General features: G+C 64.4%; 23 protein-coding genes. 6 read left to right on the top strand and 17 right to left on the bottom strand.

What is annotated here, in order from left to right; translation table 11 throughout:
• Positions 1-50: 50 nt before the first annotated feature.
• The 7 genes from BM171_RS00345 to BM171_RS00315 all read right to left on the bottom strand — a co-directional run bounded on the left by BM171_RS00345 (position 51) and on the right by BM171_RS00315 (position 6413).
• On the bottom strand, positions 51-1172 hold the full coding sequence (locus BM171_RS00345) for an SPFH domain-containing protein (RefSeq protein WP_093008817.1): 1122 nt from the start codon (positions 1170-1172) through the stop codon (positions 51-53).
• Positions 1173-1198: 26 nt separating this feature from the next.
• Complete coding sequence (locus tag BM171_RS00340) at positions 1199-2188, bottom strand: DUF2927 domain-containing protein (RefSeq protein WP_245760140.1); 990 nt, start codon at positions 2186-2188, stop codon at positions 1199-1201.
• 4 nt (positions 2189-2192) lie between these two features.
• On the bottom strand, positions 2193-3392 hold the full coding sequence (locus BM171_RS00335) for a toxic anion resistance protein (RefSeq protein WP_093008816.1): 1200 nt from the start codon (positions 3390-3392) through the stop codon (positions 2193-2195).
• A 22-nt stretch (positions 3393-3414) separates the two neighbouring features.
• Positions 3415-4311 carry a 5-bromo-4-chloroindolyl phosphate hydrolysis family protein gene (locus BM171_RS00330; RefSeq protein WP_093008815.1) on the bottom strand — a complete coding sequence of 299 codons (897 nt, stop codon included), beginning with the start codon at positions 4309-4311 and terminating at the stop codon, positions 3415-3417.
• A gap of 174 nt (positions 4312-4485) precedes the next feature.
• Positions 4486-5316 carry a hypothetical protein gene (locus BM171_RS00325; RefSeq protein ID WP_093008814.1) on the bottom strand — a complete coding sequence of 277 codons (831 nt, stop codon included), beginning with the start codon at positions 5314-5316 and terminating at the stop codon, positions 4486-4488.
• On the bottom strand, positions 5313-5519 hold the full coding sequence (locus BM171_RS00320; RefSeq protein WP_093008813.1) for a hypothetical protein: 207 nt from the start codon (positions 5517-5519) through the stop codon (positions 5313-5315). Before BM171_RS00320 ends, BM171_RS00325 begins: the two co-directional genes overlap by 4 nt.
• Before the next feature lie 75 nt (positions 5520-5594).
• Positions 5595-6413 (bottom strand): pseudouridine synthase, encoded by an 819-nt coding sequence (locus BM171_RS00315; RefSeq protein WP_093008812.1) that lies wholly within the window; start codon positions 6411-6413, stop codon positions 5595-5597.
• Positions 6414-6477: 64 nt separating this feature from the next.
• Between BM171_RS00315 and BM171_RS00310 the strand changes: the two genes are divergently transcribed.
• A complete protein-coding gene (locus BM171_RS00310; protein WP_093008811.1) occupies positions 6478-6936 on the top strand; it encodes a nucleoside deaminase in 459 nt (152 codons plus the stop codon).
• Positions 6933-7520, top strand: coding sequence for a pseudouridine synthase (locus tag BM171_RS00305; protein ID WP_093008810.1), 588 nt, complete (start codon positions 6933-6935; stop codon positions 7518-7520). Before BM171_RS00310 ends, BM171_RS00305 begins: the two co-directional genes overlap by 4 nt.
• Before the next feature lie 85 nt (positions 7521-7605).
• On the opposite strand, the gene hemF is transcribed toward BM171_RS00305, so the two are convergent.
• The 4 genes from hemF to clpS form a co-directional block, all read right to left on the bottom strand.
• Complete coding sequence (hemF, locus tag BM171_RS00300; RefSeq protein WP_093008809.1) at positions 7606-8499, bottom strand: oxygen-dependent coproporphyrinogen oxidase; 894 nt, start codon at positions 8497-8499, stop codon at positions 7606-7608.
• A gap of 67 nt (positions 8500-8566) precedes the next feature.
• Positions 8567-9367 (bottom strand): SDR family NAD(P)-dependent oxidoreductase, encoded by an 801-nt coding sequence (locus tag BM171_RS00295; RefSeq protein WP_093008808.1) that lies wholly within the window; start codon positions 9365-9367, stop codon positions 8567-8569.
• Positions 9368-9410: 43 nt separating this feature from the next.
• Positions 9411-10400, bottom strand: coding sequence for a class I SAM-dependent methyltransferase (locus BM171_RS00290; RefSeq protein ID WP_093008807.1), 990 nt, complete (start codon positions 10398-10400; stop codon positions 9411-9413).
• A 25-nt stretch (positions 10401-10425) separates the two neighbouring features.
• Positions 10426-10791, bottom strand: coding sequence for an ATP-dependent Clp protease adapter ClpS (clpS, locus tag BM171_RS00285; RefSeq protein WP_093008806.1), 366 nt, complete (start codon positions 10789-10791; stop codon positions 10426-10428).
• 99 nt (positions 10792-10890) lie between these two features.
• Between clpS and BM171_RS00280 the strand changes: the two genes are divergently transcribed.
• Complete coding sequence (locus BM171_RS00280; RefSeq protein WP_093009244.1) at positions 10891-11586, top strand: HAD family hydrolase; 696 nt, start codon at positions 10891-10893, stop codon at positions 11584-11586.
• Positions 11587-11829: 243 nt separating this feature from the next.
• On the top strand, positions 11830-13395 hold the full coding sequence (locus tag BM171_RS00275; RefSeq protein WP_425438925.1) for a D-alanyl-D-alanine carboxypeptidase family protein: 1566 nt from the start codon (positions 11830-11832) through the stop codon (positions 13393-13395).
• 67 nt (positions 13396-13462) lie between these two features.
• On the opposite strand, the gene BM171_RS00270 is transcribed toward BM171_RS00275, so the two are convergent.
• Positions 13463-14344 (bottom strand): LysR family transcriptional regulator, encoded by an 882-nt coding sequence (locus BM171_RS00270; protein WP_093008805.1) that lies wholly within the window; start codon positions 14342-14344, stop codon positions 13463-13465.
• Between the two features lie 99 nt (positions 14345-14443).
• On the opposite strand from BM171_RS00270, the gene BM171_RS18810 reads away from it, so the two are divergent.
• The gene (locus tag BM171_RS18810) at positions 14444-14581 is read left to right on the top strand and encodes a hypothetical protein (RefSeq protein ID WP_172975036.1); all 138 of its coding nucleotides are present in this window, start codon (positions 14444-14446) and stop codon (positions 14579-14581) included.
• Positions 14578-14724 (top strand): hypothetical protein, encoded by a 147-nt coding sequence (locus BM171_RS18805; RefSeq protein ID WP_172975035.1) that lies wholly within the window; start codon positions 14578-14580, stop codon positions 14722-14724. Before BM171_RS18810 ends, BM171_RS18805 begins: the two co-directional genes overlap by 4 nt.
• A gap of 17 nt (positions 14725-14741) precedes the next feature.
• Here BM171_RS18805 and BM171_RS00265 read toward each other — a convergent pair whose 3' ends face one another.
• From BM171_RS00265 to BM171_RS00245, 5 genes are all read right to left on the bottom strand, one after another.
• Positions 14742-16334 carry an ABC transporter ATP-binding protein gene (locus BM171_RS00265; protein ID WP_093008804.1) on the bottom strand — a complete coding sequence of 531 codons (1593 nt, stop codon included), beginning with the start codon at positions 16332-16334 and terminating at the stop codon, positions 14742-14744.
• Complete coding sequence (locus BM171_RS00260) at positions 16331-17479, bottom strand: ABC transporter permease (protein WP_245760163.1); 1149 nt, start codon at positions 17477-17479, stop codon at positions 16331-16333. The genes BM171_RS00265 and BM171_RS00260 overlap by 4 nt, the downstream gene beginning before the upstream one ends.
• 64 nt (positions 17480-17543) lie before the next feature.
• Complete coding sequence (locus BM171_RS00255; RefSeq protein WP_093008802.1) at positions 17544-18623, bottom strand: microcin C ABC transporter permease YejB; 1080 nt, start codon at positions 18621-18623, stop codon at positions 17544-17546.
• Between the two features lie 28 nt (positions 18624-18651).
• Positions 18652-20586 (bottom strand): extracellular solute-binding protein, encoded by a 1935-nt coding sequence (locus tag BM171_RS00250; protein ID WP_093008801.1) that lies wholly within the window; start codon positions 20584-20586, stop codon positions 18652-18654.
• 144 nt (positions 20587-20730) lie between these two features.
• Complete coding sequence (locus BM171_RS00245) at positions 20731-21939, bottom strand: MFS transporter (protein WP_245760139.1); 1209 nt, start codon at positions 21937-21939, stop codon at positions 20731-20733.
• Between the last annotated feature and the right edge of the window lies 1 nt (position 21940).

Here is a 21940-nt window from a genome sequence, read left to right as displayed (position 1 = left end):
TCGCCAAGGCAGTCGCGCGATGCAATGTCAAAGGCGGCGTGATCTGGCGTTTAAGGCGCCGGGGGCGGCGGCGGCATGACGGTGAAGAGCTGCGCCAGCTCGGTCACGTCCTCCGCGCGCATCCAGCCGTCCTGACCTGCGGTCCAGACATAGGTCTGGCGCGTGAGGCTTCCCTCGCTCGCCATCCGGCCGAGCCGCGCACGGCTGAACGGGCCTTGCGTTTCGCCGTTCTCGGCGATGTGCCAGACCTTTTCGGCAGGAGGTGGCGGGGGCGCCGCGGGGCCGCCTGCGCCTTGCACCGGAGCGGGTGCGGTGCCCCAAGGGCCACGCCGGCCTGCGACGGCTTCGGCCATCTGCATGCCGAGGCCCGCGCCCATCCCCATTCCCATCGCGCCGCCCGCGCTGCCGCCTTCGGCCAACGCTTCGGCGGCCCGCCACTTCATGTGCTCGTCTAGATTGCCCGCGATACCCCGAGAGGTGCGCGCGTCGAGCGCCTTCTCGACCGCAGGCGGCAGCGAGATGTTCTCGATGTAAAGCTCGGGCATGACGAGCCCGTAAGTCGCGAGCGTTTTCGACACCTCGGCGGCAACGAGCTTGCCGAGATCGGCAGTGTTGGCCGCCATGTCGAGCACGGGAATGCCCGAGGATGCGAGCGTGCGGCTGACTTCCTGCACGATGATGTTGCGGATCTGGTAAGAGATCTCGTCACGCGTGAACTCGCCATCCGTGCCGACGATCTCGGTCAGGAAGAGGCCCGGATCGGTAACCTTGATCGCGTAGGTGCCGAAGGCGCGCAGACGCACCGGCCCGAACTCCGGATCGCGCAGCATCACCGGGTTCTTCGTGCCCCATTTTAGATCGGTGAAGCGGTTGGTGGAGACGAAATAGATCTCGGATTTGAAGGGGGAGCGGAAGCCGTGATCCCAATGCTGGAGCGAGGTCATGATCGGCATGTTGTTCGTCTCGAGCATGTAGAGCCCGGGCGTGAAAACATCCGCCAACTGACCTTCATGCACGAAAACGGCCGCTTGGCCCTCGCGCACGGTCAGCTTCGCCCCGTACTTGATCTCGTGCCCCTCGCGCTCGAAGCGGGTGACCATCGTATCGCGCGTATCGTCGGTCCAGTGGATGACGTCGATGAATTGTCCGGCGAGGAAATCGAAGATGGGCATGGGTTACTCCAAGGCGGTCGTAGGCATCAATTTGCTCCGGCGCTCGCGATCCGGTCGCCTGCAAGCTCGGTGGCGAGGCGGCGGATGATCGGGCGGGCGATGTCGGGGGACATGCCAGGCTCTAGGGCCGGATCGTAAAGGATCTTGAGCAACATCTCGTCATGCCGCGTCAGGAGCGCGAATTCATCGTCGTCGTTGAAGATCGACGGGCGCGCATACGGGCTGTCATTGGCAAGTCCGAGGCCCTGGGCAACCTCTTCGTGGATGCAGGATTTCATCAGCAGGTTCGGGTGCTCGGCCCGGATGATGGCGATGGCCTTGCCATAGGCATATCCGCCTGGCTCGTCCGAGAATGCGACGACGAGGCAGTGGATCGCGCGCGGCAGATTGTTGACGACCGAAAGCGACGCCGGGTCGATGTCTGGCACCAGTGCCTTGACCCGGGGCGCAATGGCGGCGCGGTCATCTTCGGAAATGAAGAGAACATGGAAATTGGCGCGGTTTTCGTTCATCGAAATCGGGTGGTCGGTCACACGGGCGAGGCGCGTGACGTAGCGCGACAGCTCGGCCTCGTTGCGTGCGCGCTGTTCTTCCGGCACCGACGCGCCGAACTCCGCATCGACCCGGATCGGCTGACGCCACTTCTTGATCGGACCGAGCTCTCCTCCGGAGCTTTGAAGACCCGCGCCGCGGCGATATTCCTCGGCCAGCGCGATCTGCTCGAAATTGCGGGCGAGCTGGGTGTCGGTCACGGGCGTGTCCACGCCGCCGCCATCCGTCCTCAGAAGGCCCTGACCCACGAGGTCCATTTCGATGCGCGCGTAGTAGCTTGCAAGCTCCAGGCTCCGTGCAGAGGGTTCTGCCGGCGGGACGGGAGCGGGTTCCGGCACGGGCCGGTCAGGCCGGGCCTGCGGCGGCGTGCCGGGCGGGGTGGGCTGGGCGTCGTTCATCGCGCAGCCCGAAAGCGCGAGCGCAGCGCCCGCAATCCAGCCCAGATATCCCGCCCCGCGCCGCACCTTTTCAGCCAGCCGGAACCGAGGTCGCGGCGGTCTCGCCGGTGCCGGTCTTGTGCGCCTTGGCCGAGGCCAGAGTGTCGCGCAACTCGGCTTCCATCTTCTTGAGATCCTCTTCGGCGGCGGCACGCTTGGCCTTGCCCTCGTCAGCGATCTGCAGGCTTTCCTGAATCGTTCCGATCAGGTCGGCATTGGCCTTCTTGACCGCCTCGATGTCGAAGACGCCGCGCTCCATCTCCTCGCGGATCATCTTGTTGGACTCGCGCAGGTTCTGCGCGTTCGAGGTCAGCAGCTCGTTCGTGAGATCATTGGCTTCGCGCACGGCCGCCGCTGCCTCTGTGGAGCGCTGAATCGTCACCGCCTGGGCAAGCTGTGTCTCCCAGAGGGGGACCGTGTTCACGAGCGTCGAGTTGATCTTGGTCACGAGGCTCTTGTCGTTTTCCTGCACCAGCCGGATCGAGGGCAGGGACTGCATCGTTACCTGGCGCGTCAGTTTCAGATCGTGGACCCGGCGCTCGAGATCGTCGCGCGCGGCGCGCAGATCGCGCAGCTCCTGCGCCTTCATCACCTGATCGTCCTCGGGCGCGGCGTTTACCTCGGCTTCCTTGGCGGGGATGTCGGTGCCGTCGAGTTCGGCGAGCTTGGCTTCGCCAGCAGCGATATAGAGCGCGAGCTCATCGTAGAATTGCAGCGTCTTGTCGTAGAGCAGATCGAGCGACTTGATGTCCTTCAGAAGCGTGTGCTCGTGCTTGAGAAGGTCGTCGGTGATCCGGTCGATCTGGCCCTGCACCTCTTCGTACCGCGCGGTGAACTTTGCGAAGGGCGCGGCGCGGCCCAGAAGCTTTTCCCACCAGGCCCGCTTGCGGCGCACATCGAGTTCGGAGACCGAGAAGCCGCGGATCGTGGTGACGATGCCGCGCAGGCTGTCGCCCGCGGGGCCCACATCCTTGTTGCGGACGCCCTGGAGCATCGACTGGCTTATTTCCTGCAGCTCGCCCTGCGCGGCGGAGCCGAAGGAGACGATGGAATTCGTGTCGCTCAAATCGATCTCGTCCATGCGGGCACGGATCTCTTCGGCAACGGGGGCATCCGCCTTGTCGAGCGCGACAAGGTCATCCGCTTTTCTGGGCATCGGCAAAGTCGCCTCGCTCACTTCCTGCACTTCGGCTTCGGTCTCTATCGCCTTGTTACGCACCTGTTCGGACATGTCATTAATCCCTCTTTGAAATTTAATCCGCCTGGCGATCGAGCACCACACCTTCCCGGCTGAGCCGGTCTCTCAGCACGTCGATCTCTATTTGCAAATCGCTGTTGGCATCGATCAGGAGTGTTTCGGTCTTCTTGCCGAACGAACTCTCCAAGTCGTCCAAAAGTGCCAGAAAATCGGACTTCGCCCTGGCATCGCGGCTGCGCGAGTAGATGTCGGCGAAGCGCATGGCCGCATCGCGCGCGCCCATGAGGTAGACGCCGAGATACTTGCGCGCTGCGGTCAGATCGCGCGGATCGTCCTCAACGGTGCGGATCAGCTTCCGAGCGGTGGTCTGGAAGCCCTCCACGCGCGCCTCTACCCCGCGGTCACCCGCTCGGCGGGCAGCTTCGGCCATCGCGGCGAGATATTCCTCCGCTTCGTCGACGACGCGGGCGACGCGGTCCTGCTGGAAGGCGTCCACATGTTCGAGCCCCTTGGCCCGCATCGGATCGCCGCCGAACGCTGCGATATGCAGGCCGCCGCCCGCGATCGCAAAGAGCGCCCCTTCGATCAGCCCGCCGCCATGCGTCAGGGCAGCAAGACCCGTTCCGATCGCCGCAAGCATTGCCGCGAGGTATTTGCGCGGCAGCGCCGGGCGGCGTGCGATCTTGCGGGCGTGATACTCGGCCTCGGCCTTCAGGCCCTCGCGCAGCACGACTGCGCCTGCCGCCCAGATGCCCGCCCCTGCCAGGCCCGTCACAAGTCCGGTCGCGCCCGCGCCAAGCGAGGCGAAGGCCAGCGCCACCGGCGGCAGGAACATCATGTTGGCCCGTGCGCCGACCGGATTGACCCGCGCGGCCTCGTAGGCGGGCGGGGCGGCCTTGCCGCCGTCTGGCCTGCCCTCAGGGCTGTAGCGTCCGCCAAAGCGTTCGGCCATTCGATCAAAGCCCCCCGAGCCAGCCGAAGGCGACGCCGACCTGAAGGATCAGCAAAACGACGAATGCGGTTTTCTGAAAGCCAGAGCTTGCCATGCGCGCCCCCTTTGCCTTGGACACGCACCAGAACTTAGAGATTCGACATGACACTTACTAGACGGAATGCCGCAACTTGTTCAGGCAGCGCGGTTTTGCTCCATCCGGTCGAGCAGCAGATCGGCGTCCAGAGCGTATGCATCCGATTGCCGCTCGGCTCGCCATTTGCGCGCACGCGTTTCGAAACCGTCCGAGAGCGCGGCGATTCGCGTCATGTAGCGGTGAGCGGCGCCTGGTGCATCCGTCTTCCAGCCTGTCTCGAGCGCATCGACTTCGCCTTCGGCAAGATCGATGAATTTCTCGAGAGGTTTCTTGAGGGCAAAAAACTCCTGCGGGCGGAGGGCATGGACGCGGATCATACGCAGGATCGCGCTGCGGATCGCTTCCGTCCGAAGGGCAAGATCGTGCTCTCCAAGGGCCGCGACCCTGCCGACAAGCGCGGTCATGCGCGCATCCGCCATTTCGAGCGTCGCTTGCGCCGCGCGCTCGGCCAGGTAATCGGGATTGTCGAAGCCCTTGTCCCGCCACGGATCGAGACCGAAGGCTGCGAGGCTGAGAAGAAAGGCGATCGTCCCGATGAGTGCGGGCGGCGTCCAGGTCGAGAATTGATGCGCGGCGAGCAGAAGCGCGATCACCCCGATCAGCGCCTCGCCGATCAGCTTGCGCGGCACGCGTGGCCGTCGCGCGACGGAAGCGGCTTTATACTTGGCTTCCTGCCGCCGCCCCCTGGCGATGAGCCGAGCGGCGAGCGCCAGAAGCCCAACATAGACGACGGCCGCGATCGCGGCCCGCGTCGAGCCCAGAAATAGCCAGAAGAGTAGCGGGCAGGCGGCGAGGATGAGAACCATCGCCTCCCCCTGTCCCTTGGAGCTGGCCGAGTGCGACGAGAAACGGTCGGAGATATCGCTCATCGCAGCACCTGGATGACGAAAAGGCCGAAAAGCAGAAGATAAAGCGCCGTCAGCGCCACGCGACGCATCCAGTGCCCGTCAGATTGACGGGCGAGCATCGCGCGCAAGGTTTGCGCCGTGTCCGAAGCAACCATCGGGGCGTTGCGTAGCACGACGTAGCAAGACAGGGCGAAAATCGCGATGGCGAGGACGGTGATCAACATACCCTCGGGTTTCCTGCCGAAAGCAGGCGAAAACGCGGCGCAGGGCGGGAAATCTCGCGACGTTACAAGTCGTAGTTAACGACCTTTGGGGCGAGTGCGCCGGTTCCGTGTCGCGCGGGGCTTGCCGGGGCCCTGTTTCGTCTTCGGATCGCCGTGGCCGGGCGTTTCGTCCAGTCCAAGCTGATCGCGCATGATGCGGGGGCGGACTTCTTGGACTTCCCCCGGTTTCATCTGGCCGAGCTGAAACGGCCCGTAGGAAATCCGGATCAACCGGTTCACTTTCAGGCCAAGATCTTCCATCGCGCGGCGGATTTCGCGGTTTTTGCCCTCTCGAAGACCGACCGTCACCCAGGCATTGGCCCCTTGCTGGCGATCGAGCGTGACGATCATGGGCTGGAACCTGGTGCCTTCGACCTCGAGCCCGTCGCGCAAGGGCTGGAAGGTCGCATCGGTCGGCTTGCCATTCAGGCGCACCCGGTAGCGCCGGAGCCAGCCGGTCGATGGCAATTCCAGCTGGCGCTTGATCGCGCCGTCATTGGTCAGCAGAAGCAGGCCCTCGGAATTGAGGTCGAGCCGTCCCACGCTCATCACGCGCGGCAGATCGTCGGGCAATTCGTCGAAGATCGTCGTGCGGCCTTGCTCATCCTTGGTGGTCGTCACGAGGCCCGAGGGCTTGTGGTAGAGCCAGAGACGCGGCGCCTCTGCGGCACGCAGCGGTTTGCCGTCCACCTCGATCCGGTCCTTGGCCGTGACGTTCAAGGCGGCGCGCTCGATCACCTTGCCGTTTACCGCGACGCGGCCTTCGGCGATCATACGTTCGGCCTCGCGGCGCGAGGCGATGCCGGTGCGCGAAAGCACCTTGGCGATGCGGTCTCCGGGGGGTGTCTCGGTCATGACGCGGCCTTAGCGCGGCCAGCACGCCCTGTCCATCGCCCGCATGCCGCGCTAGGACAGAGCCATGAGTTTCCGCAGCCACATGAATATCGCGCTCGAGGAAGCCCGCGCCGCAATGGCGCGGGGCGAAGTGCCTGTCGGCGCGGCTCTGATCGGCCCGGATGGCGCGGTGATCGCGCAGGATGGCAACCGGACCCGCGAGCTTGGCGATGCCACGGCGCATGCGGAACTGCTGGTCTTGCGCGCGGGCGCTCGGACCCTGGAATCGGAACGGCTGACGGGATGCGATCTCTACGTCACGCTCGAGCCTTGTGCGATGTGCGCCGGCGCCATTGCCCATATGCGGATCGCGCGCCTTTATTACGGCGCGGCGGACCCGAAATCGGGCGGCACCGCGCATGGGGCACGGGTCTTCTCGCATCCGCAATGTCACCATCGACCCGAGATCTATGACGGGATCGGGGCGGCGGAGGCGGAAATGCTCCTCCGCGCTTTCTTCGAAGAGAGGCGCGCCGATCCATGAGCCCGCAACCCCGCAGAGCCACGCGGCCCCGCCCCGCGCGTCCTCGCGTCGTGCTGTTCAACAAGCCTTACAACTGTCTCTCCCAGTTCACCGACAAAGGCAGCGAGGGTAGCCCCCGCGCCACGCTGTCCGATTTCATTGATCTGCCGGGCGTCTATCCCGCCGGGCGCCTCGACAAGGACAGCGAGGGGCTGCTGGTTCTGACCGATGACGGTGCGTTGCAGGCGCGGATCGCGAGCCCGAAATTCAAGCGGGAAAAGAGCTACCTCGTGCAGGTCGAGGGCACGCCCGGTGCCGAGGCGCTGGAGGCCCTGCGTGTAGGCGTTGCGCTGAAGGACGGGCCTACGCGGCCCGCCGCCGCGCGCGAGATCGGCGCGCCCGATCTCTGGCCGCGCGATCCGCCGGTGCGCTTTCGCAAGTCGGTGCCCGATGCCTGGCTCGAGATCACCATCACCGAAGGGAGAAATCGTCAGGTCCGGCGCATGTGCGCGGCGGTCGGCCTTCCGTGCTTGAGGCTGGTGCGCTGGCGCATCGGGGACTGGACACTGGACGGGCTCGCGCCCGGGGAGTGGCGGGAGGTCTGAGAAAGGGCGCGGGCAGGCCCGCGCCCTGCGAGAGGCGCTGCCTCTCGCGCTCTCCGCGGTATTTTTGCCAATCCAAAGAGGGGGATCAGATCCACTTGGCCAGAGGCGGCAAGGACATCAGGACCGCATTGGCATCGTGCCCCGTCTCGAGGCCGAACTTCGTGCCGCGGTCATAGACGAGATTGTATTCGGCATAGAGCCCGCGATGGACGAGCTGCGTTTCCCGGTCGGCCTCGGTGAACTCCTGAGCCCGGCGCTTTTCCACGAGCGGGAGATAGGCGGGCAGGAAGGCGCGGCCGATATCCTGCGTTAGCGCGAAATCCGCCTCCCAGTCGCCGGTGCAGTGATCGTCCATGAAGATGCCGCCGACGCCGCGGGCGCGGTTGCGGTGGGGGATGTAGAAATACTCATCGGCCCAGTCCTTCAGGCGCGGATAATGCTCGGCCCCGTGCGGATCGAGATGCGCCTTCTGCTGGGCGTGAAAATGCGCGGTGTCGTCGTCGTACTCAATGCAGGGATTGAGATCCGAGCCGCCCCCGAACCACCAGGCATGCGGTGTCCAGAACATGCGGGTGTTCATGTGAACGGCCGGGGCATGCGGGTTCTGCATATGCGCGACCAGGCTGATGCCCGAGGCCCAGAAGCGCGGATCTTCGGTCATGCCGGGGATGCCCTTGCGCGCGGCCATGGCCGCCTGCGCCCGCTCGCCGAGGGTGCCGTAGACTTCGGAGACGTTGACGCCGACCTTTTCGAAGACACGGCCGCCGCGCATGACGCTCATCAGACCGCCGCCCGCGTCGGAGCCGTCATCGGAGCGGCGCTTGGTTTCGGTGACTTCGAACGTGCCGGGGATCGCTTCGGCGTAAGGCCCCGCATCGTGGCTGGCCTCGAGCGCCTCGAAGGCGGCGACGATCTCGTCGCGGAGGGTGCGGAACCACTCTGCCGCGCGGGCGCGCTCGGATGTCAGCTCTTCGGTCATTGCGTCCCCTCTGCGTTGTGCTGGCCACGTGATGCCAAGCGCGAGGCCGGGGAGCAAGACAGAACGGTCAGTGCGCGGGGGCGTTCACCGGATCGAGCAGGGTGCGACCGCCATCGACCGTCATGATCTGACCGGTTAGGAACTTGGCGGAATCCGAGCAGAGGAACTGCACCGCTTCGGACAGCTCCTCGGGCGCGGCGATGCGGCCGAGCGGCGTGTGCTCCTCGATGTCGCTGCGGTAGTCGCGATGATCCTTCAGGGTCGATTTGAGGCTTGAGGACATCACAGAGCCGAAGGCCAGCGCGTTCACGCGGATCCGTTCGGGGGCATAGGCAACCGCCATCGATCGGGTCATCTGGTCGAGCGCCGCACAAGCCAACGAATACCCCATGAGCTGCGGATGGGTGCGCCGTGCGGCAATGGATGACAGGTTCACGATCGCACCGATTTGGCCGTCTTCCTGGTTCTCGCCCTGCTTGATCATGCGACGGGCCACGAGTTGCGACAGGCGCATCGCGGTCATCAGGTTCTGCTGGAGCATCATCTCGACGCTGTCGTCATCCATCGAGAACGGATCGGTCTCGATCACCTGGCGCGAGCCGTTGACGAGGATATCGACCCGGTCGAACGCATCGAGCGTTGCCGACAGAAGGTTGGCCAGCGTCAGTTTCTCGCGCAGATCGCCCGCGAAATAGCGCATGTTGTCGGTCTCGTCGCGCTCGCCGCATTCCTTGGCAAGCCGTGCCTCGTCCATGTCGGCGAACATCACGTTCGCACCCTTGGACGCGAAATGCCGCGCGATGGCGAGGCCGATGCCGTTCGCGGCGCCGGTCACGATGGCCGTCTTGCCTTCGATCGAAAAGCTCATTCTCTGGCCTCTTCGGAATAGGTGGAGGTGGCCCTAGCCTGATTCAGCGCCGCGGGCGAGTCGGACGTTGCGCAACGAAAATCTTGAAGCGGGGATCCGCGCCCAGCGTGTCGACATCGGCGAAGGCGTCTTCGAGCGTCGCCTCGTAGGGCAATTGCCGGTTCGCGACGAGGTATAGCCGGCCCGTCGGGGCGAGATTGCGCGCGGCATTGGCGATGAAGGCCTGGCCCAGGGCCGGATCGGCGGCGCGGCCCTTATGGAAGGGCGGGTTCATCACGATCACATCGAGCGCGCTCGGTGCGGTCCAGGTGGTGGCGTCGTTCCAGTGAAACTGTGCCACCGGCGAGGTGACATTGCCTTGCGCGCAGGAAATGGCGGTATGGTCCGCCTCCACGAGATGAAGCTCGGTGATGCCATCGCGGCGGGCGAGTTCGGCCGAGAGATAGCCCCAGCCCGCGCCGAAATCCGCCGCGCGGCCCGAGAGCGATGTCGGCAGGTGCTGCGTCAGAAGCCGCGAGGCGGGATCCGCGCCATCGGCAGAGAAGACGCCCGGTGCCGTCAGAAAACCATCCTTGGTGCGCGTCGGTGCCGGTGCGACCCAGTCGGTCAGGTCGCTTCCGGGTGCGATCTGGAAACACTTGCCATGCGCCTTCGCGATGGCATCCGAAACACTGCCGCGCTTGCGGAGCGCCTTCAGCATCGCATCAACGCCATCGGTCTTTTGCCCATCGACGATCACTGGCCCATCCGTTGCCGCTACGGCTTCGGCAATCAGCGCCTCGCCTTCGGCGCGGGCGCGCGGCAGGAAAACGATGGCGGCGGCGAAGCGGCCCTCGGGCTCGGTTGCCGTTGCCATGCCCCGGCGCGACAGGGCGGCGTGGTCGGGGTAATGGCGCTGAATGGCAAAGAGGCGATCCTGCGGCAGGGCGGCAAGATCGGTTTCGGCCCGTGGATTGAAGAGCGCGATGCGTCCTTCCCTGGGCAAGGCGATGCCGCCAGATGACAGGGCGTGAGAGAGGCGGGAGGCGCTCATCGTGCGGCGACCGGGCGGAGCGCGGTCACTCTTTCTCCATGGTGCATTGCAGCGGGTGCTGATGGCGGCGCGCGAAATCCATGACCTGGCCGACCTTCGTCTCCGCGATCTCGTGGCTGAAGACGCCGACCACGGCGACGCCCTTCTTGTGCACGGTCAGCATGATCTCGAAGGCTTGGGCGTGGTTCATTCCGAAGAACCGCTCGAGCACATGCACGACGAATTCCATCGGCGTGTAATCGTCATTCAGAAGAAGAACCTTGTAGAGCGGCGGACGCTTCGTCTTGGTCTTCGTTTCGACAACGACGCCCGCGTCGCCGTCATCATCGCCGTCGCCGGGCGGACGGGCCGCCTGGAGGAGGGGCGTGTCGCTTTGGGGCAAATCGGTCATACGAAGGAAATTCTGTCTGCTTTGCTCGGGCCTGCTCCGGCAGTATATAACCCACGTCCGCGTTAAAAAAAGTCCCAAGACAAGGTGGAAATCGATCCGATGCGAAATCTCAGGACGCTGGCTTTCGATGCGGACGACACCCTCTGGCACAACGAGCGGTTCTTCAAGCTCACTCAGCAGCGGTTCGCAGAACTCTTGGGCGACTACGCCGATCCCGAAGACCTGGGCCAGCGGCTGATGGAGGCCGAGCGGCGCAATCTCGGGCGCTACGGTTTTGGGGTGAAGGGGTTCACCCTGTCGATGATCGAAACCGCGCTCGATGTTACGGAGCACCGCGCACCCGGCCATGTCATTCGCGAGTTGCTGGATGCCGGCCGAGAGATGCTGACCCATCCGGTCGAGCTTCTGCCCCATGCCCGCGAGACGATCGAGGCGCTCGCGGAGAGTCACTATCTCATGCTGGTGACGAAAGGCGATCTTCTGCACCAGGAACGAAAGCTCGCGCAGTCGGGTCTTGGGGATTTCTTCGACGGGGTCGAGGTCGTGTCGGACAAGACCTGGCCGGTCTACGCTCGCATCTTCGAGCACGTGCCGGGCGGTGCGGCCGGGGCGATGATGGTGGGCAATTCGATGAAATCCGATGTCGTGCCGGCCATCGAGGCGGGCGGCTGGGGCGTCTTCGTTCCGCATGAACTCGAATGGGATTTCGAGAAAGCGGAGACACCCGGTTCCGCGCGCTACCGACACATCGCAGATCTTGGAGAGCTGCCGCAGCTCGTGGAAACCATCGGCTGAGAGTCGCCATACCGCTGCCGTGATCCCGCCTTATTTGCGCCACAATCGCAGCCAGTTGTGGAGCGGCGCTTGCCTGCGTCTAGATGTAGCGCGACGCGTGAGCCACGGCGTTGAAAAAATGCCTGATATGAAGGCTTTGCGCGGCACCCTTCGTGTGCTACCTTTTCTGCAATCAAGGCAAATAGCCATACAACAAGGCCCAACCGGAACACCGGGGGTTGAGAGGCAGAGAAGGCGAGAATCGTGAAGGTACCGCGCAGGCAGGCGGGCCATCCAGGCCTGTATTTTTTCACCGCATTCTGGTTCCTCGTGCTCCTTCCGCTGAGCGCCATGGCCGCCCCCTATGCGGGGATGGTGATGGATGCGCGGACGGGCGAGGTCTATTACAGCGAGAATGCCGACACCCAGCTTCATCCGGCGTCCCTGACGAAGATGATGACCCTCTACATTGCCTTCGAGGCGGTGAAGAACGGCGAATTGTCGATGGACACCGAGGTGACCATCACCCGCAACGCCGCGGCTGAGCCGCCGTCCAAGCTTGGGCTGCGCTCAGGCCAGAAGATCGCGCTGCGCTACCTCGTCCGCGCGGCGGCGGTGAAATCGGCCAACGATGCCGCGACCGCGATCGGTGAGGCGATCGAAGGGTCGGAAGCGGCCTTTGCCCGGCGCATGAACCGCACCGCCAAGGCGATGGGCATGACGCGCACCAACTTCAAGAACGCGCATGGGCTCACCGAAAGCGGGCACCTCTCGACCGCGCGGGACATGACGATCCTCGGACGACACGTGCTTTACGATTATCCCGAATACTACAATCTCTTCAGCCGCATCACGGCGGATGCAGGAATGCACACGGTCTCCCACACCAACCGCCGGCTCCTGCAAAGCTACTCCGGTGCGGACGGCATCAAGACCGGTTATACCCGCGCGGCAGGCTTCAACCTCGTTGCCTCTGCCGAGCGCGGCGGCGAGCGGGTGATCGCCACGGTCTTTGGCGGCCGCTCCACCGCGACGCGGAACGCGCAGGTGGAAAAGCTGCTCGATCTGGGCTTCTCCAAAGCGCCGACGCGGGTGGCTTTCAACGCTCCCAAGCGACCCGCTTACATGGGCAAGATGGGCGATATTCAGATTGCCAAGGATGCCGATCCGTCGACGGGCCACCGCGCGAAGTCGATCCGTGTGGCATCGGCTGCCGTGACACGTTCCTTGCGGCCCGCGCTGCGTCCGGGCTCCGAGCCTGCGCCGCTTCTCGTCGCCGAGGTCGGTGCGGATATCCAGGCCGTGGTCGAGGAAGCTCAGGCGCTTGCCATCGCCGAGGCCGCCGCGACCGACAGCGCGCCCAGCCAGGACGAGATCGCGAAGATGCCCGAGGTTGCCTCGCTCAATACCGACGAGATCGTGGCGGCGGTTGCCGCGGCGAGCGAGGGCGCGCCTGCAGCATCGCTCGCGCCGAAATCGCGGCCCGAAGGCGTCGTCTTGGCCTCTCTTGGCGGGGAGACCGCGATGGCCGAGGCCGCGACGGCCGCCCCCGCACCCGAGCGTGAAGTCGTCAGCCGTATCTCCACCTCCGGTGGGCGGCATTGGGGCATCAATATCGGGACCTATCCGAGCCGGTACTCGGCAGAGCGCATCCTTCTGAAGACCGCGCTGCAGGAGACCGGGACGCTTGGCGGATCGCTCCGCAAGGTGGTCAATCGCGGCAACGGATTCGACGCGAATTTCATGGGGCTTTCCCAGGACACGGCGCAACTCGCCTGTCAGCGTCTTGCGGCGCGGCAGATCGAATGCACGGCCATCGGCCCGAGCTGACAAGAAAAGAACGAGGGACAGCTCGTAAGGCAACGAGAGCGCCGGGGGATCACATCCCCCGGCGTTTTCATGTGCGCTGATCCCGTTTCGCCTCGCGGATCACCCATCGCAGGAAGTCCTTGACCGGCGGGCGCTTGGCACCGGGCAGGGTGACGGCGTGATAACCGGCGTCGCGGCGCTCCTCGAAGAGCAGCCGGAGACGACCGGCGCGCAGGTCTTCCTCTACCGCGACGCGCGTCGAGACCGCGATGCCCTGACCGTTCCGCGCCCCGTCGAGCATGAGGTTGCCCGGCACGTGGATGCCCCGGATCCGCGCGTCCTCGAGGCCGCGGCTCTTGAGCCACTCGGTTGCTTCGGTCGTCCCGAGCTCCTGCAGCCAGGGCAAGCCGGCAAGCTCCTTGAGGTCCGGGATCGGGCCATCGCCGACGAGGCTCGGTGCGGCGACGATGTTGATGGGCGAGCGCATGAGCTCGGTGCTGTCCATGCCTGGCCAATTCCCGTCGCCATACCGGATCGCGATGTCGGTGCCGCCGGGTTCGAGCGGCACGAGATGCGGCGTCGGCGCGATCATGACCTCGACGTCCGGGTGCTCTCCCGCGAACCCCGCAAGGCGCGGCATCAGCCAATTGGCGGCGAAGGTCGGTGACGTGGTGACCTGCAAAGGCCGCGCGGCATCCGCCCCGGTCAGCGCCTCGATCGTCCGGGCGATAAGGCCAAACCCCTCGGACAGCGCACCCGCCAGCTCGTGCCCCTCATAGGTCAGAGACAGTGAGCGCCCGCTGCGATCCAGAAGCTTGAGGCCGAGATGCGTCTCGAGTGCGCGCAACTGCTGGCTGATCGCCGCGTGGCTGACATTGAGCCGCCTCCCCGCCTCGGTGACAGAGCCAGTCTCGGTATAGGCCGAAAAGGCGCGCAAGGCAGAGAGCGGCGGCAGGCCATTCCATTCCATATGTCACCCCAGCTTACATGTAGTGAGAATTCCTGATTGGCGTTCCGGCATTGAAAGCACGATATGGAAGGTACGCAGCGAAGGAAAGGATGCGTATCAATGTTGGATATTCTTGCAAAAAGCCTGATGACGGCAGCCGGCAATCACAAGAGCGACTTCACGCCTTGGGAGCGCCGCATCGAAACCCCCACGCAGGAGCGGATCCGCTTCCGTGCTCCAAAGGAGGTCAGCAAATGAGCCTGAACCACATCCGCAAAACCGGTCAAAGCCTCTGGAACCGCCTGCCGACGGTGCAGCAGATCAATGCCTACCTGCCGCCGTCACTCTGGTCCGAAGGACGTCCCGACCGGCCTTGGCACGAAGATAAAGGGTCGCGATGACCCCTGAGCGCGATGCGCTATCCGATCGGGTCGAAAGCGGCCGAAATCAACGTCCGGGTATACTCGGTTTGCGGGGCCTCGAAGATGTCTTCCGTGGCCCCGTATTCGACCACGTCGCCCTGCTTCATCACGATGACCTTGTGTGACATCGCCCGCACGACCTTCAGGTCGTGGCTGATGAAGAGATAGGCGAGGTCGTATTTGCGCTGAAGCTCGCGCAAGAGATCCACGATCTGCACCTGCACCGTCATATCGAGCGCCGAGGTCGGCTCGTCCAGCACGACGAGACGCGGACGCAGAACCATTGCGCGTGCGATGGCGATGCGCTGGCGCTGACCGCCGGAAAATTCGTGCGGGTAACGATGCATCGTGGCGGGATCGAGCCCCACTTCCCGCATCACTTCCTCCACCAGCTCGCGGTGCGGGCGCCCGTCCGGGGAGCCGTGCACGCCAAGACCTTCGGCGATGATCTGCTCGCATGTCATCCGCGGGCTGAGCGAGCCATAGGGATCCTGGAACACGATCTGCATCTCGGAGCGCAGGCGACGCAGCTCCTTCGTCTTCCAGCTTCGTACGTCGCGGCCGCGAAAGGTGATCCCGCCTTCGGACTGGATGAGCCGCATGATCGCGAGCGCGAGCGTCGTCTTGCCCGAGCCGGATTCCCCGACGATGCCAACGGTCTCGCCGGCCCGCACGCTGATCGTGGCGTCGTTGACCGCCTTCACGTGCCCAACCGTGCGCTTCAGAAGGCCTTGCTGGATCGGGAACCAGATCTTGAGGTTGTCCGTCCGCGCGACCTCTTCCGCGCCATCCTTGACCGGGTCGGGCGTGCCCGTGGATTCCGCCGACAGAAGCATCTGCGTGTAGGGATGCGAGGGGGCGTCGAAGATCTCCTTCGTGGGGCCGCTCTCCACGATCTCGCCGTTCTTCATCACGCAGACGCGGTCGGCGATGCGACGGACGATGCCAAGGTCGTGGGTGATGAACAGGAGGCTCATGTTCTCGTCGCGCTGGATCTCGGCCAGCAACTCGAGGATCTGGGCCTGGATCGTGACATCGAGCGCGGTGGTCGGCTCGTCAGCGATCAGAAGTTCCGGACCGTTCAGAAGCGCCATCGCGATCATCACGCGCTGGCGCTGCCCGCCCGATAGCTGGTGCGGATAGGCGCCAAGGCGGCTTTCCGGCTCGCGGATGCCGACACGGGTCAGAAGGTCGATAATGCGCTTGCGGGCCGCATCGCCCACCAGTCCCTGATGGATCGCAAGGCTTTCGGAGAGCTGCTTTTCCAATGTGTGCAGCGGGTTGAGCGAGGTCATCGGCTCCTGGAAGATGAAGGAGATGTCGTTCCCCCGAACCTTTCGCAAGAGTTTGTCTTCCGCGCCGACCATTTCCTGCCCGTCATAGACTGCCGAGCCCTCGACATGCGCCGAGGGGCCGAGGAGCGAAACCGTGGAAAGCGCCGTGACCGACTTGCCTGACCCGGACTCGCCCACGAGCGCGACCGTCTCGCCCGGCGCAATGTGAAACGACACGCCCCGCACAGCTGGTATAGTCACGCCATCCTGCGTGAAACTCACCCGCAGATCGGTCACATCGAGAAGGCGGCTCATGAAAAGGTCTTTCTGGGGTCGAACGCGTCCCGCACCCCTTCGAAGATGAAGACGAGGAGCGAGAGCATCACCGCGAAGACGGTGAAGGCCGTGAAGCCGAGCCATGGCGCTTGAAGGTTCTGCTTGGCCTGCAATGTCAACTCACCGAGGGAGGGCGCGGAGGAGGGCAGGCCAAAGCCCAGGAAGTCGAGGCCCGCCAGCGTCGAGATCGTGCCGGTGACGATGAAGGGCAGCATCGTGACCGTCGCCACCATCGCGTTCGGCAGCATGTGGCGGAACATGATCTTGCCGTTCGACACCCCGAGCGCCTTTGCCGCGCGCACGTATTCGAGGTTGCGGGCGCGCAGGAACTCGGCGCGCACCACGCCGACGAGCGCGATCCATCCGAACAGGACGGTCAATATGACCAGAAGCCAGAAACTTCGCCCCAGGATCGCGAAAAGGATGATGATGATGTAAAGCGACGGGGTCGACGCCCAGATCTCGATGATCCGCTGGAAGATCAGGTCCGTCCAGCCGCCGAAATATCCCTGCACCGCACCGGCGACGATGCCGATGAGGGACGATGCGGTGGTGACGATGAGCGTGAAGAGGATCGACAGCCGGAAGCCGTGGATCACCCGCGCTGCGACGTCCCGCTTGGTGTCGTCGGTTCCCAGCCAATTTTCCGCGTTGGGCGGCAGCGGCGCCGCGCCGGGCCGGTCCACGGGCGTGTCGTAGCTGTAAGGGATCGGCGGCCAGAGCATCCAGCCTTTCTGAAAGTCCGGGTCTTCGATCGTGCCGGCTTCGGCGGCTTCGATAAAGCCGTCCGGATCATCGAAACAGTCGACCAGCCCGCCCGTCGCGATGAGGCAGCGCACCTCTGGGTCGCGATAGGCCGCCTCGGTGCGGAAATCGCCGCCGAAATCCGTCTCGGCATAGAAGGAGAAGATCGGCATACGGATCTCGCCGCGATAGCTCACGAGGATCGGTTTGTCGTTTGCGAGAAACTCGGCGAACAGCGACAGCCCGAAGAGGACCAGAAAGATCCAGAGCGACCAGAAGGCGCGGCGGTTCTTCTTGAAATTCCGCCAGCGGCGCTGATTGAGCGGGGAGAGCGCGAAGCGGCCCTTGGGCGGCTGCGGCGCGACGGTCTGTCCGGGCATCGGCTCGGGCGCAGCCGTGCTCACGCCGGGCTCGGTCTTGTGGGGATCGGGCATCTGCGACATCTCAGCCCTCCCGCTTCTCGAAGTCGATGCGCGGATCGACAAGGACATACATCAGGTCCGACAGGATGTTCACTACCAGCGCGATGAGGCCGAAGATGAAGAGCGTGCCGAAGATCACCGGGTAGTCTCGCGCGACTGCCGCTTCGAAGCCGAGCCGCCCCAGCCCGTCGAGGGAAAAGATCGTCTCGATGATGATGCTGCCCGAGAAGAAGACGCCGATGAAGACCGCCGGGAAGCCCGCGATCACGATCAGCATCGCGTTGCGGAAGACGTGGCCGTAAAGAACGCGCCGTTCCTCGAGGCCCTTGGCGCGCGCCGTCATCACGTATTGCTTCTTGATCTCGTCGAGGAAGGAATTCTTGGTCAGAAGCGTCAGCGTTGCAAATGCGGCGATAGTGGATGCGAGCACCGGAAGGGTGATGTGCCAGAAGTAATCCGCGATCTTGCCGATCAACGAGAGCTGGTCCCAGTTGTCCGAGGTCAGCCCCCTTAGCGGGAAGATCTGGAAATAGGACCCGCCGGCGAAGAGAACGAGCAGGAGAATCGCAAAGAGAAAGCCGGGAATCGCATAGGCCACGATGATCGCCGCCGAGGTCCAGGTGTCGAAGCTCGTGCCGTCTTTCACCGCCTTGCGGATGCCGAGCGGGATCGAGACAACATACGCGATCAGCGTCGACCATAGCCCCAGCGAGATCGAGACCGGCATCTTTTCGAGTATGAGGTCGATCACCGAGATCGAGCGGAAGTAGCTCTCGCCGAAGTCGAGCCGCATGTAGTCCCAGAGCATCGAGAAGAAGCGTTCCAGCGGCGGCTTGTCGAAGCCGAATTCACGCTCGAGCTCTTCGATGAAATCGGCCGGCAGGCCGCGCGCACCGGCGTAATCCTCACTGCCGCCGCCTCCGCCGCCCGCATCGCCGCCGCCGGCAAAGCCCTGGAAGACGTCGCCATCGCCCTGCACACGTGCGATCACCTGTTCGATGGGCCCGCCGGGCACGAACTGAACGAGCGCGAAATTGATGATCATGATCCCGAGTAGCGTCGGGATGATCAAAAGCAGGCGTCGAAGGATGTAGGCGCCCATGACTGCTCCGGTCCGGTGTTGTTATCGCTCAGAGAGCGCCCGCCTCGCGCAGCGCCTCGGCCTTTTCCTCCGAGTACCACCAGATCGATATCTCGCCAATGCCGAAGCGCGGCGGCGTGTCCTCGTAGGGGCGCTCGAACACGTCGAAATACGCGATGTTGTGCACGCCGCTATACCATTGCGGCACCCAGATGTGCAGCGCGCGGAGCACGCGGTCGAGCGCGCGGGTCGCCACTTCGAGCTCCTCGCGGCTTTCTGCAGTGGCGATGCGCTGGATGAGGCCGTCGACGGCCTCGTTCGCAAGGCCCGCGACATTGTTCGAGCCTTCGACATCGGCATTGTCCGAGCCGAACACGCCGCGCAGCTCGTCGCCCGGCGTCGAGGACATCGCATAGCGCCGCGTGGTGATATCGTAATCGAACCGCTTTTCGCGCTCGAGCGATTCAGCGGCATCGACACGGGTCGCGTCCGCTTGGATGCCAAGCCGGTTCAGATTCTCGATATAGGGGTTGATGATCCGATCGAAGGAGGGGCTGTCGTTCAGGACAGAGATGGTGAACCGCTCTCCGTCCTTGTAGCGGAAGCCATCGTCGCCCACTTCCCAGCCGGCCTCGTTGAGAAGCCGTCCGGCCTCGCGTAGCGCACGGCGGTCTGCGAGTTCGGTGGACGAGGATTCCGCCGGGCTGAAGGCCTCTTCGGTGAAGACGGAGTCCGGTAGCTGGTCGCGATAGGGCTCGAGCAGTTCAAGCTCGGCCTCGGACGGCATGCCCTCTGCCTGAAGCGTATCGGAGTTCTCGAAGAAACTGTCCGTGCGGTTATAGAGCCCGTAGAAGAGGGACTCGTTCGACCACTGGAAGTTGAAGGCCATGCCGATCGCTTCGCGCACGCGCGGATCCTGGAACTTGTCTCGGCGCAGGTTGAACCAGAACCCCTGCGTGCCCGAGGGACGTCCGTCTGGCAGCACCTCGACTTCGACCCAGCCGTTTTCGACCGCCGGGAAGTTGTAGGAGGTCGCCCAGATCCGAGACTGGTATTCCTGCCGGAACAGGTACGCCCCGCCCTTGAACGCTTCGAAAGCGGTCGTGTAATCGGCGAAGTATTCGATGGTGATGCGGTCGAAATTGTTCTGTCCGACATTCACCGGCAGATCCTTGCCCCAGTAATCGTCTCGGCGGACATAGGTGACAGACCGGCCTGCATCCACGCTTTCGAGATCATACTGCCCCGACCCCATAGGCGGCTCGAGGCTCGATTCCGCGAAGTCGCGATCCGCGTAATAGGCCTCGGAGAGGATCGGCAGACCGGCGGCGGTCATCAGAAGCTCGCGCAGCGGACCGTCTGGGTTGAAGGTGAACTTCACGCGATGGTCGTCCAAGGCTTCGACGGATTCAAAGTCCTTGAGCGAGACGCGATAGGATGGACGTCCCTCGGTCACGAGGATGTTGTAGGAAAAGACCACATCGGAGGCAGTGACCGGCGTGCCGTCCCGGAACGTCGCCTCGGGACGCATGTTGAAGATCGCCCATTCGCGGTTTTCGGGATACTCGACGCTTTCGGCGACGAGCCCGTACATCGCGTCCGGCTCATCGAGATTGCCGGTCATCAGGCTGTCGTAGAACACCGTGGACAGCGCGGCGGGATTGCCGCGCAGGGTGTAGGGCGTGAGGCTGTCGAACGTGCCGAAAGCCCAGGTCGAGAACTCCCCGCCCTTGGGGGCGTCCGGGTTCACGTAGTCGAAATGTTCGAAGTCGGGGCCGTATTTCAGCTCCCCGAAGGAGGAGACGCCATGCGCGGTGATCGTCTCTTCGCCGGTGTCCTGCGCCGAGGCGAAGGTCGCCGCGAGGGCCAGTCCCGTGACAAGCGCGCCCGCGAGCCACAGGCGGAGCGGTCTGTCGCGGTCCTCCCGGCGAACCTTGGCGTCGGATCTCGACTTGTCGTCCTGAGCACGGCGGATCAGCGCCATCGGCTCCTCCCTGTCTTTGAGTTGAGACATAGGCTAAGAGCGGGATCCGGCGATGTTCAAGTTTCTATTGCGTGAAGTGCCTGTAATCAGGCTGTGAGAAAGCGTCTCGCCTGGCCGGAGAGCACGAATCCTGCACGCGCCCCATCATGGAGTTGTCTCGCCACTTGCCGCGGGAATAATCTCGCTGGCATAGGCGGAGGGGATCAAAAGGGCGGTCGCGGCGGGCAGAAGCGCCGCTCCAAGGAACATCACGACCGGGCCGACCGCGCCCGAGGCCAGACCTGCCAGCGCCGGACCCAGAATGCTCCCGGCCGCCGTCGCGAGCAGCGCTGCGGTGAAGCTGAGCGAGGGAACCGTGGGGAACAACCGGTCCGACCAGAAGGCCAGGATCGCGCTCGTCATCATGATGTGCAGGCCCTGGAGGCCCGCCGCGGCGACGATCCCGGCCCAGCTTTGAGGGAGCAGAGCAACGAAAGCGAGGGATGCCGCGCCGGTGCCCAGCACGAGGCGCAGGAGCAAGGGCAGGCCGATGGCTTGCTTGAGGCTCTGCGTCGCAAGTCCTGCAAGCCCGAAGATACCCAGCACGATGTAAACAAGGGCCGGGATGGCACGTTTGGGAACGGAGTTGAGAGAGCTTTGCTCGACCATCCGGTCCGCCGCGAACGAGATGAAGATCGACGAGGTCGTCCCGTAGACAAATCCCACGACAAAGAGAGGGATCGCGGCGACATGCAGCATCAGTCGCCAGTTGCGGCCGCGCTCGCTATCGGGGTCGCGATCCATGTCGCGCATCGCGGCCCAGTTTCCCACAAGGGCCAGAGCGCTGGCTGCGGCGAAGATTCCCCAGGCGATCCGCCAGGAAAAATCCGTCGCCACCATTACGAAGGCGGCAAGTCCTGCACCGGCGATACCCGCCGCGGTGCCGGAGCTGATCGCCGACAGCGAGGTTGGGCGCCACGGGTCGATGACCTTGCGGTGAACCGCATCGTTGAACGGTGTCCAGGCAAAGCCCGCGCTCGACATCGCAAGGAAGATGCCGAGACAGAGGACCCACAGGCCCGTGGCCAGCGCCGCGATGCCGAGCCCCAGTGTGGCGGCGAATAGCCCCGTGAGGATCGGTGTCTTCGGCCCGAACCGCGTCAGCGTCTCTTGCGCGGCAAGAAGGCCAAGGAAGAAGCCGAGAAAGCCGAGGCTCGAAATCAGGCCGATCTGCGATGTCGAGAGGTCGAAGGCGTCACGAAACTCGAAGGCGAAAAGCCCAAAACCCATGCGCGCGGGGCCGTAGCTGATCGCCGTCGCGGCGAAGCCGGCGGCGGACAGGGAAGTGAAAAAGGAAACGCGTCCACCGCTCATG

This window comes from Roseivivax halotolerans, assembly GCF_900115815.1.
GTDB classification, from domain to species: Bacteria; Pseudomonadota; Alphaproteobacteria; order Rhodobacterales; family Rhodobacteraceae; genus Roseivivax; species Roseivivax halotolerans.
This window is presented reverse-complemented; position numbering and strand designations above follow the sequence as displayed.

Excerpts from the sequence above, each read along its gene's own strand:
- BM171_RS00260 (WP_245760163.1), bottom strand. The coding sequence starts at position 17,479 with ATGCCCGGACAGACCGTCGCGCCGCAGCCGCCCAAGGGCCGCTTCGCG.
- clpS (WP_093008806.1), bottom strand. The coding sequence starts at position 10,791 with ATGACCGATTTGCCCCAAAGCGACACGCCCCTCCTCCAGGCGGCCCGT.
- BM171_RS18805 (WP_172975035.1), top strand. The coding sequence starts at position 14,578 with ATGAGCCTGAACCACATCCGCAAAACCGGTCAAAGCCTCTGGAACCGC.
- BM171_RS00325 (WP_093008814.1), bottom strand. The coding sequence starts at position 5,316 with ATGAGCGATATCTCCGACCGTTTCTCGTCGCACTCGGCCAGCTCCAAG.
- BM171_RS00295 (WP_093008808.1), bottom strand. The coding sequence starts at position 9,367 with ATGAGCTTTTCGATCGAAGGCAAGACGGCCATCGTGACCGGCGCCGCG.
- BM171_RS00330 (WP_093008815.1), bottom strand. The coding sequence starts at position 4,311 with ATGGCCGAACGCTTTGGCGGACGCTACAGCCCTGAGGGCAGGCCAGAC.
- BM171_RS00255 (WP_093008802.1), bottom strand. The coding sequence starts at position 18,623 with ATGGGCGCCTACATCCTTCGACGCCTGCTTTTGATCATCCCGACGCTA.
- BM171_RS00245 (WP_245760139.1), bottom strand. The coding sequence starts at position 21,939 with ATGAGCGGTGGACGCGTTTCCTTTTTCACTTCCCTGTCCGCCGCCGGC.
- BM171_RS00290 (WP_093008807.1), bottom strand. The coding sequence starts at position 10,400 with ATGAGCGCCTCCCGCCTCTCTCACGCCCTGTCATCTGGCGGCATCGCC.
- BM171_RS18810 (WP_172975036.1), top strand. The coding sequence starts at position 14,444 with ATGTTGGATATTCTTGCAAAAAGCCTGATGACGGCAGCCGGCAATCAC.
- BM171_RS00310 (WP_093008811.1), top strand. The coding sequence starts at position 6,478 with ATGAGTTTCCGCAGCCACATGAATATCGCGCTCGAGGAAGCCCGCGCC.
- BM171_RS00250 (WP_093008801.1), bottom strand. The coding sequence starts at position 20,586 with ATGGCGCTGATCCGCCGTGCTCAGGACGACAAGTCGAGATCCGACGCC.
- BM171_RS00320 (WP_093008813.1), bottom strand. The coding sequence starts at position 5,519 with ATGTTGATCACCGTCCTCGCCATCGCGATTTTCGCCCTGTCTTGCTAC.
- BM171_RS00315 (WP_093008812.1), bottom strand. The coding sequence starts at position 6,413 with ATGACCGAGACACCCCCCGGAGACCGCATCGCCAAGGTGCTTTCGCGC.
- BM171_RS00305 (WP_093008810.1), top strand. The coding sequence starts at position 6,933 with ATGAGCCCGCAACCCCGCAGAGCCACGCGGCCCCGCCCCGCGCGTCCT.
- BM171_RS00265 (WP_093008804.1), bottom strand. The coding sequence starts at position 16,334 with ATGAGCCGCCTTCTCGATGTGACCGATCTGCGGGTGAGTTTCACGCAG.
- BM171_RS00345 (WP_093008817.1), bottom strand. The coding sequence starts at position 1,172 with ATGCCCATCTTCGATTTCCTCGCCGGACAATTCATCGACGTCATCCAC.
- BM171_RS00280 (WP_093009244.1), top strand. The coding sequence starts at position 10,891 with ATGCGAAATCTCAGGACGCTGGCTTTCGATGCGGACGACACCCTCTGG.
- BM171_RS00335 (WP_093008816.1), bottom strand. The coding sequence starts at position 3,392 with ATGTCCGAACAGGTGCGTAACAAGGCGATAGAGACCGAAGCCGAAGTG.
- BM171_RS00270 (WP_093008805.1), bottom strand. The coding sequence starts at position 14,344 with ATGGAATGGAATGGCCTGCCGCCGCTCTCTGCCTTGCGCGCCTTTTCG.
- hemF (WP_093008809.1), bottom strand. The coding sequence starts at position 8,499 with ATGACCGAAGAGCTGACATCCGAGCGCGCCCGCGCGGCAGAGTGGTTC.